Here is an 11,059-nt window from a genome sequence, read left to right as displayed (position 1 = left end):
AATTGTAAATAAGAAGAAAAAAGCAAAGGTGGATCACTTGATTTAAAAAATATAGTATATAATCAAGAATTAGTTTATAACTATTTTTAATCTACTACTTCTGGTTCTATTAAAGGAATTAGATGTACTTTAATATTGTTGATACTAACATTCCTATAAAAATCTACCATTTATATAAGGAAATTTGAATATTAAACTAGTTAAACTATATAAACTTGTGTGCTTATAGTAAAACCAGAGAGAGGTGTATATAATATTGAATAAAACCCTGAATAGATCGGTCTCGGGCACAACTATTGCAATAATAATCGTAGTTATCGTAATAATAATCGTAGGGGCAGTTGTTGGAGGATATTATGCAACTAGAAAACCAACTACTACATCTACTGTTTCAGCACCACCATATATTTTAATTGGTACATTGTATGCATCAACTGGTAGCTTTGCTACTTCATCTATGTCACAATATGAAGGTTTACAAACATGGGCTAAGTGGGTTAATGAAAGCGGAGGTATTTATGTAAAAGAATATGGTAAAAAGATTCCTGTTAAAATTGTAGCATATGATGATTTAAGTTCAACATCAACCGCGCAAAGTGATTACCAACAATTGTTAAATGTTAACCATGTTAACATATTGGTTGCTGATTTTGGTTCAGTATTAACAGCTCCAGCAGTATCATTAACTAATGCAAGCCATATTTTATTATGGGACGTTACAGGAAGTTCTTATGCATTTTTTGTTAATAATCCCTACATTATAGATACCTCAATACCAGTTTCTGGTGCATGGGTTTCTGTAATAGCAGAATTTTTGCACAGCCTGAATATATCAAAAGTAGCTGTATTATATGCTTCAAATGATTTTAACGCATATCAAGATTATTTATTAGGTACATATTTTAAGCAATATGGAATAACACCTATATTAAATGAAAGCTATCCAACGTCTACATCAGATTTCTCATCCTATATTGCTACCCTAGAATCCCTTAAGCCACAGGCAGTTATAGAATTCGGTTATCCAACAGATGATATACCATTTTTGAACCAGCTAGCATCATCAAAAGCAAGCTTTCCATTAATATATACAAACTATCCAGGACTTCAGCTACCAAATTTGGTTTCTGGGGTTGGAGGTAATATGAATGGAACATTTACAGGTGCTTTTCCGCCAATAGTTGAATATAAGGTTAATTATGGACCTAATCTAACGCAATTTGCGAGTCTCTTTGAATCAACTTACCCCGGGGTTCCAATAAATTATAACGTATTAGCTGGATTCAATGCAGGATTAATTATACAAGCTGCAATACAAGATGCTGGCACTTTTACTAATCAGACTGCATTAAAACAGGCAGTCCTAAATGATATAAGTGGTAAGATAGTAACGTTAACGGGTCCCTTTGAAATAACCCAAAATGGGGAACAATTGGGTGAAACACCTGCTATAGCCCAGATTTGGATATATCCAAATATGACAACAAAACTAACTATAGTCTGGCCATCAAATTTAGCAAATGGAACTGCTGTTTATCCAGAACCACCTTTACCTTAATCTATATTTAAACCATTGTTTTTTTTTTAAGTGTTTGTATGATTACTGATAATTTTTTTTCTTATTCTATCAGCCCTTGCAAGCCTATCATGACTAAGATTTTTAATTTTATATATGGAAATAGCATTTCTATAGCAATCTTTCGCTTAGATGCAAACCTATTTCCTTTAGTTTTTCATCTATGATATTATATTGCCCCAAAAATACCGGCAATTTTTTGATGTATTTTTGGCTTATGGCATTTTACCATATAAATGAATTTTAGTATTATATATAAGCATATTGTTAAAAACTCTTCATTGTTAAATATCCCTTCAATAGTCATTCCATAAACATTATTTAAACACTTACGTATTAAGCAAAGCGGCATCGTAAGGTCAAGCATCTCCTAAGCTCCTTTCCTTGTATTGTGTAATGTGCCCAAAGTGAGTTGGAAATCTTGCATAGCAAGATCGAGTGGTATAAACGAAGCGTTGGGTAGTGTGTAACACTACATATACATCACGAGCGGCTAGTAGATGACACTACCCGAAATGAGCTTGCGAATGAAGGGATCCTCGAAGAAGAGTGAAAGCTGTAAGCCAAAAGGGAGGTTGATTGAGCCAAGTAGCCGAGGCTCAAGAGAAGCTAATAAGAATTAAGCAACTAACTTAACAACAAGTATAGTGGTAGAAGGCTTGGCGTATATGGTTAAGGATTTCCACGAAAATTCGTCTCATGAAGAAAGTAAGGATGACCAGAGCATAACATTTGATGAGAGTCGTAGGACAATCCATCTCTATAAGAGTAGTTGGCACCGGAAGATCTTGTGGCACTAGCATTTGATAATGTGCTTGAAGATCTTAATATAAAGTATTCGATAGTTGCTGATTACGTGGCAATACTCTTCGGGAGAGCTAGAGAAGTGATGATATAGATTTCATAGCTGAGGGGGTTGATGAAAAGTTATTTCTAGAGTTGTGTAGAAAAGCATCACGCAACGGATTCACAGTTATGCAAGGTGATATTTATTCAGAAGAATCTTTGAAGCACCTATACAGGAATTATTTATCAAAAAGCCATGCGGTCAGGTTTATCTACAAAGACATAATTCTGCCTAACATAGAATTTAAGCTGGCATCAACCAACCTACACAAGTATGCTATTGAGAACAGCATAAGTGTTTTTGTGAACAGAGAATACACACTTAAGATATCCCCCTAGAATTACAGATATCATATAAGCTGCGTTTAGGATCCGATAAGGATATAGGTGATGCAATATTTCTGTACACGCTTTTCAAAGAACAATTAGACCAGAAGGAGTTGGAGCTCTGGTGCGAGAGGCTAAGAGTTGATTGAGATGTGCTTAATAGGTGATTTGGTATGGTAGAGAACTACATAGAAGAGCTTGAGGATGAGAAGAGCAGGAATTTGGAGGAGATTATACACCATGCAAGATGGGAGGCTGAAATGGTAAGGAGGCTCGGTGTGAAGTGGTTTGAGATAAGGGACAAGTGGTTGTGGGAGTCCCTAGAGGCTGACTTAGAGTTTTGGAGAAAAAATCCAAGAGTTAGAAAGGCATTGCTAGAGACTTTGAAGCTTAATTATGAGCAATTCTGACAAAAAAAGAAGGCAAGTCTTGCCCTTTCTATGGTAGATCCAAAATTTTTTATACAAAATAATTCTTAAAAAAACATTTAAGATATGAAAAAGGTATTAACAATGTGATAAAACAATGATAATAAATATTTTTATTCATAAAAATAAAATTCGGGAAAAGATAGCATATAAATTACTTCTGTTATTTGTTATATAATTATGTTGCATTTATCAATACTAATTCCCTAGGTAATGTATAGTTATCAACTCCATAAGATATGTATAGTGGTGTCATGTTAGAAATATATACTGATGTACTAACAGGTAAGTTATTGTTTACATCTATATGAGCAATTGTAATAGCTACTGAATAACTGCTAAATTGAACTGAGTTTAAAATTGATGAAACTGTGAAGGCAACAACACTTAATGGAGCTCCAATACTTGATGCTAGAGATGCTACTCCTGTTGTATACGCTAATGCTGAGCCAACATCTAATACTGAGCCAATTTCTGGCTGTATATTGCCTTCCTCAAAATTAACATAAGAGCCTACTACCTCCTCAATTCCTGGACCTACTGTTTTGTTTAAAGTAATGTTATATTCATAATCCTGCCAATCAATAGGTGCATGTGTATTTGGTATTGGACATGTCTGATTAAAAAGAGATATTGGTATTGGCTGGCCTGCTTGGTTATCCCATTAAATTAGATAAAATTAAATTAATTGTTAACTCCCCGGTTAACAATTGCAATTAAAAATCTTAACCTTATTGATGCAAATTTTCATTATCTTTTTTTCTCATATTTTTCTCATTTGTAACTTTTACCTTGTTTCAATATTTTTTTAATTTCTTTAAATAGCCATGCAAATTTAAATGCTATTAATATAACTAAATAATATAGCTAAATACTAAACTTTTTAGTAAATATATCTATGATAAATTTACCTTTTAATTAAAAATAAAAGTAAACTACTTTTTTATTATAATTACATTAATAAGGGAAAAAATAAAAATTCTTAAAATTATCCTTCTTCATTTTTATTAAACTTTCTCTATTACAGATGTATTTATGTTTCCTATAATATGGTATCCTTCATCCCTAGCTTATTGTTACTAGATCCATACCTTCATTTATATATGAGCTATGTTTTGGTATATAAATTTCCAACTAATATAAATAACATACTCTGCAAGAAGTAAACTACCCGCCTTCACAGACGGGGTCTTTTGCGAGAAGGATAAACAGAATTTTCAAAAGCCATTTAGAAAAACGGTGGGGCCGCGGGGATTTGAACCCCGGACCACGAGGGCCCAAGCCTCGCATCCTACCAGGCTAGACGACGGCCCCTCGCATTAATCCTGTTCCAAAGCGTAAATAAGTTTTATGCCACATTTATTTTTATATATAGTTAAATTATTGCTCATTTTTAAAATATTTAAATATAAAAATATATTTAATTTTAAATTATTTTTAAAATAATAAAAAGACGCCGGGGGTGGGATTTGAACCCACGCGTCCTTATTGGACAACGGGTCTCGAGCCCGCCGCCTTAGACCGCTCGGCCACCCCGGCACCTGTTTAATCTATATTTCTGGGGCTCTTAATATAAACTACCCGCCTTCACAGACGGGGTCTTTTGCGAGAAGGATGAATTACTTTGATCATTTCAACCTTAAAATATCTATGTTAATAAAAAACGAGATCCTAAGAAGCAAGAGATTATAGCAATGTAAAGATATCAGTTTGAAAAGTCGAGGCAATTTACACAAATCATTTTAATTTAAAATAAACAAATATAATGAACATATTAATGTTATTTCCACATACTATAAAAACTTCTAATTAGATTTATTACTAAAATGATTTTATTACTATCTAACATAAATAAATATAAAGAAGAAATGATTAACTACTTTGAACATCCAGTTAAGAAAGTGGAGAAAACACTAAAATCAAAGGATGAACAATTTGAAGATTGCAGTAATTGGAGCAGGATTTGCAGGATTAATAATTTCTAATTACATGCTTAAGGCAAATATAGATGTAGATCTATATGAAGAACATAGCAAAACAGGAATACCTGAGCATTGCACTGGAATTGTTTCAAGTCTAACATCAAAATTAATTGGTAATGTATCAAAGAAAAACATCTTAAAAGAATTTAAAGGTGTAAATATAAAAAGTTATGGCAATTCTGCTAAATTATACACAAAGGAACCTATAATTAAACTAGATAGAGTAAAGCTTGAAAATGATTTATTAAATAATTTTATTGATAAAGGAGGAAAGGTCTTTTTGAAATCAAGAATTTATAATTTAGATGATATCAATGAAAAAAATTATGATGCCATAATTATTTCTGATGGAGTTAATGGCTTCCTTCATAAAAAATATGGTCTTGGGTTTTCTGGTAGGTTAATATATGGTATTAACCAAGAATTTTGTTTAGATGATTATAAAAGCAATTTTGATGTTGTATTTGATAACATAACATCCCATAATTTCTTTTCATGGTATGTACCTTTAGGGAATAAGGTAATTGTTGGTACTGGTGCTGAAGATCCCAAGAGACTTGTTATTGCTCAACAAAATGCTATAAAGTATTTTAATATCAAATCTAAACCATGTAATACTTATGGTGGATTAATTATATCAGGCATTAATAAGGTAGAGTTCAGAAAAAATAAATTGATTGCAATGGGGGATAACATAGGCTTAACAAAACCTTTAACTGGAGGAGGGCTATTTCCAAATTCATTAACTGCATATCTTGCATACTCATTAATAAATAAAGGATTTAATATACTTGATTCTCTAGAATTTTCTATAAGCTACGTTTTAAGGATTCTTAAGAAAACAAACAATTTATCCATATATCTTCATAAAAATCCTGAAATTGTTAGAGAGCTCATAGAAATCTCTAAAAGAACTGATATCTTAAAAAATTTAAATGGAGAGATAGATTATGATTTACACAATGATATTATATCGAAAACTTTTAAAAATAAGGATTCATATAAATTCCTTCTATATTTTATGGCAAACAATCCAAAAGCATTTTTTACATTAGGGAACAACTTATTAAAAGACTTCTTAACTTAGTTCTTTCTTAATAACTTCAACAATATTATTATATGCTTCATTAAGAGATTCAGGTTTAATTTCAACTCCTATTACGTTATTATTTGCTTGATTTTTACCTCCAACTTGATAACCTAACTTTTTTATTTTTTCTGAAATTGCTGAAAAATTAATATCATTCCTTTTAGTTCTTATATATATCGATGCATCGTTTGTACTTTTTGCCAAATATCCAATCATAATCAATTTATCAGGATATTTAGAAGCAAGAGTTCGTGAGATTTTGCTAATTAATCTTCCATTACCATTAATCAAAACAGCATAAAAATAATCAAATACCTTTTCTAATTGTGCATCGGCTTTGCTAATTAAATTACTTAGTTCTTCTTCTGCCTCATTTTTTAGCATTGTTAATACGGGATCTCTCATTAATGCTGCGCAAGGATCTATGCCTCCATATGCTAATACTGTAGGCAAATTTTTTATGATATCTATTTTTCCTAATGCTTCTGCTCCCCAAACTTGCATTGCACATTCTTTAGGTATATTAAAATCATTTTCAGGATCCAATCCTATTTCATCCATGTACTTTTTAAAAATCCTATTGTTTTTTGCCTCATTATCAAGATCCCCTATTATACTAGTTGAAATAAGTAGCGGATCATATGTTCCAGTTAAAAGAGCAATTACATGTGCAGCGCTTGGCCATAATCCTTCAGGATCACCGTTCTTAGCTGGATTATAGTAAACTATAGATAAAGATTTTGGAATATCATTAGTAGTATGATGATCTATAGAAATAACTGGTTTATTTGTTGATACACTAATTTCCATTAATGCCTTTGATGGCAAATTAAGATCAACTATAATGACTACATCATGATTTTCTGATCTTAAAGATAGTAATTCGAGATAATTTTTATCTAGGCTATACCTAAAAGGAGGAGACTCAAAATCTATTCCTTGACCTATGTAGCTTGCTAAAGTAGTTGCTGAAATTACCCCATCAGCGTCCCAATGATGAATTATTAATGGATTACTATTTGATATAAGTCTCATTAATTGTTTATTTTCAAGCTGCATTATTCGCACCCATCTTTACATAAATCTAAGATAAAATCAGCCATCTTTTTTGAAATATCTTTAGCATTATCTATTTCCTGTCTAGTTAAAACTAATTCCAAATTAGATACTAGACTTTGATAATTTTTGTTATTTTTATCTTTATTTCTGCTTATTATTACAAAACTTTCAAGTTCCATTAATGTATATGGATCTGCCTGAACATTAAACTTAAGAAAAGTTTTCCTTAATGCGTCATGAGCCCTCATTTTTTTCACTTCAGTGTTCCCACATATCATTTAAACTAAAGTCAAAAAAAGTCTAAATATATAATTTTATTTGACGACTAAAATTTCTATGCATAAATATTCAATTAAAAAGGTTTTTAATCCTAACACAATATGTAAACTTTGATACACAAAGGTGTGTGCATTTGGCTGTGCCAAGTCTATTGCCATATACAATAGCTATAGGCTTATTGTTAGGAATTTATTATGCATTTATGGCATTGGGACTAAATTTAGTCTTTGGAGTAGTAAGAATGATAAACTTGTCTCATGGAGATATTGTAATGTTAGGTTCATACATGGCATATTATTTTTTAATTTACTATAGCATAAAGGTAGGGTTAAGCTTTGTAATAGCTTTTCCAATATTTTTCTTGTTAGGAATATTAATTTACTTTGCTTTTGTACCAAAATTAGAATCAAGCAATGATCCAGAAATGAATTCCTTTACTGCATTCTTTGGACTTTCTTTGGCAATTGAAGCTATATCCTTTTTAATATTTGGAAATTATTATCATGCTTTACCAAATAGTGCCTTATTAGGAGGATCCTTTACATTATTTGGATTTAGAACCCCTAAAATCTATCTTGCCATATCAGCATTATCTGTTATAATACTAGCTATAACATATTTATACTTAAATAAAACAATGCTAGGTAAGGCAACAAAAGCCCTTATGCAAAATAAAGAGCAAGCAATAAGCTTTGGAATTAATCCAAGATGGGTCACTCTAATTACTTTTGCCTATGGATTTGGAGTAGCTGGAATGGCTGGGGCTATTGGACCTTATATATTAGGTACCATTTATCCGAGCATGGGTGATTTTATTACTATATTAGCATTTACAATAGTTATAATAGGAGCGCTAGGTAACCCATTAAGCACAATAATTGGTGGCTTAGTTTTTGGCGTATTCTACGAGCTTTTACAAGTCTATATCTCTGGACTTAGTCTTGCTATAACATTTTTTGCATTACTTGCAATCGTTGTTATCAGACCTGGAGGGATTTTAGGAGGTGTACAACGTGAAGTTTGAAAAAAATTATATTTCAGCTATATTAATATCAATAATAATGGTTGTATTGGCCTTTGGAGGCCCTGAAATATATTCAAACAAAGCGTTCTTCTTTAATCTAATAATAATAACTACTGTTGCATTAGGCTTAAATTTGATATATGGGCTTACAGGGTATTTACCTTTTGGTTATATGTTATTTTTTGGTACAGGGGCATATGGAGTTTATATTGGTATGAGAATTGGTTTAGTTCCATGGGAAGCTTTTGCGTTTGGTTTTGTCTTAAATTTAATAATTGCATTAATCTTGTTGCCATTATTTAGATTAAAATCTCATTACTTTGCTATAGCTACACTTGCTGGATTTGAAGGCATGTATTATTTAATCCAATCTCCAGATCTATCTAAATATACTAATGGAGCGTTAGGCGCCTCCTTGGTTAATATATACAATCCTAATCTTACTTACATAATATCAGTAATATTTCTGGTTTTTGTTATTTTATTAACAACATTTATTAAGTCAAGTAGGTTTGGTCTTTCTCTAAGGGCAATTAAAGATAGCGTTATATCAGCGTACCTAGATGGCGTTAACGTTCCTGTTACTAGGGGGATTGCATGGATAATAAGTGCATTAATAGCTAGTGTTGCTGGTGCATTATATGGCTGGTACTCTTCATTTTTCTATCCAGAAACTGTTTTTGCATTAACCCTTGGGGTATATATAATTGCATTTGTACTCTTTGGTGGTTTAGGAACAATATTAGGCCCTATAATAGGGACAGTAATTTTATATAGCATATATCAATATTTCAGCATATCTTATACATATTATGTTCAATTATTCTTTGGAATATTATTAATATTTTTGATACTGTTCTTACCAGGTGGATTAGCCCAAGTTGTCAAAAAATACATTAAAAAGAATATACCATAAAAATTTTATGATACCTGGAAAAATGTTTTTCTTACCTCATTATTATTAGCTATTTCTGATGCATTACCCATTAATTTTATTACACCAGATTCTAATACCATTACCTTATCTGCAACATCTATAAAAGATGGATTTTGTTCTGCTATTAATATAGTTATTCCATTCTCCTTTAACAAACTTACATATTTTACAACCCTAGATACCATTAATGGTGATAGGCCTGCTGATGGTTCATCTAATATCAATAATTTTGGTTTAGATAACAAAGCCATAGCCATTGAAAGCATCTTTCTTTGCCCTCCAGATAATGCTTGGGCCTTAATTTTTAGGAAGGTTTTCAATTCAGGAAACGTTTTTAATATATTATTTAATTCATCATTAAACTTAGAGTTTCTTGTTTTTGAGTGAGCTATCTCCATATTTTCTTTTACTGTTAAATCTGGAAAGATTGCTTGTTCCATAATCATAGTTATACCTAGTTTAGCCCTCTTATATGAGTCTAGCTTTGTTATATCATTATTATCAAGAATTATTTTGCCCGAAAAAAGTTTTACAAAACCTGCTATTGATTTTAATAATGTTGTTTTACCTGCACCATTTAAACCCAATATAAGGACTGTTTCATCTTTATTTACATCAAATGTAACATCTTTAATGATTTTGAGGTCTCCATAACCCGAATAAATATGATCAACTTTTAGCATACTTCTCACCTAGATAAATTTTTATAACTTCTTCATTATTTACTGCCTCTTCATATGTACCTTCAAATAATTTTTTACCTTCATTCATTACAATTACTTTATCAGAAACTGCTTTAACCATCTTCATTAAATGACCAATGTATAAAACTCCATATCCTTTTTTACCCAATTCTTTTATTTTTGATGCAATTTCTTCTTGTTCCCCAACACCTAGGCCTGCTCCTATTTCGTCTATCATTATATATTTAGGCCTTGTTGCTAAAGCTCTAGCAAAATCAAGAAGTTTTTGCTGCTCTGAGTTTAATTCTTTGGCATATTTATCAGCCATAGAATATATACCTACAAACTTAAGGCTTTCAACAGCATTTGCCATTGCTTCTTCTCCTTTTAGACCTGCGCCGAAGTATGAACTAACTAACACGTTTTCTAATACAGTTAGATTTGGATAAGGCTTTGGAATTTGGTATGTCCTGGAAATACCCATCTTAGTTCTTTTATGGGGAGGAAGTTTTAGTAAGCAATGATTATCAACTCTTATTCTTCCACTATCTGGTTCTAAGACTCCTGTAACTAAATTTACTACAGTTGTTTTTCCTGCACCATTAGGACCTATAAGAGCTTTGACTTCTCCTTTTTCTATCTCCATACTAAAATTATCAACTGCCTTTAATTTTCCAAAGGTTTTTGTTAAAGACGATATTTGTAACATTTCTCTTCCCTTATCCTTATTTATCTGTATCTGAGAAGGTATTTAATTATTTATAGAAAATGGTATATAAAAAGCTTTTATACTACCAAATAAATTATTAAAAATCAGTAAAAAGAAGA

The 11,059-nt window shown here is 31.4% G+C and carries 10 protein-coding genes and 2 tRNA genes; 6 read left to right on the top strand and 6 right to left on the bottom strand.

Features of this window, described 5'->3' with window-relative positions; translation table 11 throughout:
• Positions 1-256 precede the first annotated feature (256 nt).
• The 3 genes from CALAG_RS03145 (at position 257) to CALAG_RS07925 (ending at position 3,686) form a co-directional block, all read left to right on the top strand.
• Positions 257-1,558: an ABC transporter substrate-binding protein gene (locus CALAG_RS03145; RefSeq protein ID WP_157463175.1), complete on the top strand. Its 1,302-nt coding sequence runs from the start codon at positions 257-259 to the stop codon at positions 1,556-1,558.
• Positions 1,559-2,922: 1,364 nt separating this feature from the next.
• Positions 2,923-3,159, top strand: a complete 237-nt coding sequence (locus tag CALAG_RS03140) for a hypothetical protein (RefSeq protein WP_015232294.1) — start codon at positions 2,923-2,925, stop codon at positions 3,157-3,159.
• 389 nt (positions 3,160-3,548) lie between these two features.
• Positions 3,549-3,686, top strand: a complete 138-nt coding sequence (locus CALAG_RS07925; RefSeq protein ID WP_157463174.1) for a hypothetical protein — start codon at positions 3,549-3,551, stop codon at positions 3,684-3,686.
• A gap of 731 nt (positions 3,687-4,417) precedes the next feature.
• On the opposite strand, the gene CALAG_RS03135 is transcribed toward CALAG_RS07925, so the two are convergent.
• Together CALAG_RS03135 and CALAG_RS03130 are read right to left on the bottom strand one after the other, a co-directional pair.
• A tRNA-Pro gene (locus CALAG_RS03135) sits at positions 4,418-4,491 on the bottom strand.
• Positions 4,492-4,631: 140 nt separating this feature from the next.
• Positions 4,632-4,716 (bottom strand) — tRNA-Ser (locus CALAG_RS03130).
• Positions 4,717-5,112: 396 nt separating this feature from the next.
• Here CALAG_RS03130 and CALAG_RS03125 point away from each other — a divergent pair.
• Positions 5,113-6,246: an NAD(P)/FAD-dependent oxidoreductase gene (locus CALAG_RS03125; protein ID WP_015232293.1), complete on the top strand. Its 1,134-nt coding sequence runs from the start codon at positions 5,113-5,115 to the stop codon at positions 6,244-6,246.
• Here CALAG_RS03125 and CALAG_RS03120 read toward each other — a convergent pair.
• Together CALAG_RS03120 and CALAG_RS03115 are read right to left on the bottom strand one after the other, a co-directional pair.
• A complete protein-coding gene (locus CALAG_RS03120; protein WP_015232292.1) occupies positions 6,238-7,308 on the bottom strand; it encodes a DHH family phosphoesterase in 1,071 nt (356 codons plus the stop codon). The genes CALAG_RS03125 and CALAG_RS03120 overlap by 9 nt on opposite strands.
• On the bottom strand, positions 7,308-7,565 hold the full coding sequence (locus tag CALAG_RS03115) for a hypothetical protein (RefSeq protein ID WP_015232291.1): 258 nt from the start codon (positions 7,563-7,565) through the stop codon (positions 7,308-7,310). Before CALAG_RS03115 ends, CALAG_RS03120 begins: the two co-directional genes overlap by 1 nt.
• Positions 7,566-7,726: 161 nt before the next feature.
• On the opposite strand from CALAG_RS03115, the gene CALAG_RS03110 reads away from it, so the two are divergent.
• Together CALAG_RS03110 and CALAG_RS03105 are read left to right on the top strand one after the other, a co-directional pair.
• A complete protein-coding gene (locus CALAG_RS03110; RefSeq protein ID WP_245529272.1) occupies positions 7,727-8,611 on the top strand; it encodes a branched-chain amino acid ABC transporter permease in 885 nt (294 codons plus the stop codon).
• The gene (locus CALAG_RS03105; protein WP_015232289.1) at positions 8,601-9,527 is read left to right on the top strand and encodes a branched-chain amino acid ABC transporter permease; all 927 of its coding nucleotides are present in this window, start codon (positions 8,601-8,603) and stop codon (positions 9,525-9,527) included. Before CALAG_RS03110 ends, CALAG_RS03105 begins: the two co-directional genes overlap by 11 nt.
• Before the next feature lie 5 nt (positions 9,528-9,532).
• Here the strand turns inward: CALAG_RS03105 and CALAG_RS03100 are convergent, their stop codons facing one another.
• Entirely contained in the window at positions 9,533-10,231 is a 699-nt protein-coding gene (locus CALAG_RS03100) for an ABC transporter ATP-binding protein (RefSeq protein ID WP_015232288.1), read from the bottom strand.
• On the bottom strand, positions 10,218-10,940 hold the full coding sequence (locus CALAG_RS03095; RefSeq protein ID WP_015232287.1) for an ABC transporter ATP-binding protein: 723 nt from the start codon (positions 10,938-10,940) through the stop codon (positions 10,218-10,220). Before CALAG_RS03095 ends, CALAG_RS03100 begins: the two co-directional genes overlap by 14 nt.
• Between the last annotated feature and the right edge of the window lie 119 nt (positions 10,941-11,059).

It is taken from the genome of Caldisphaera lagunensis DSM 15908 (assembly GCF_000317795.1).
Lineage (GTDB): Archaea > Thermoproteota > Thermoprotei_A > Sulfolobales > Acidilobaceae > Caldisphaera > Caldisphaera lagunensis.
This window is presented reverse-complemented; position numbering and strand designations above follow the sequence as displayed.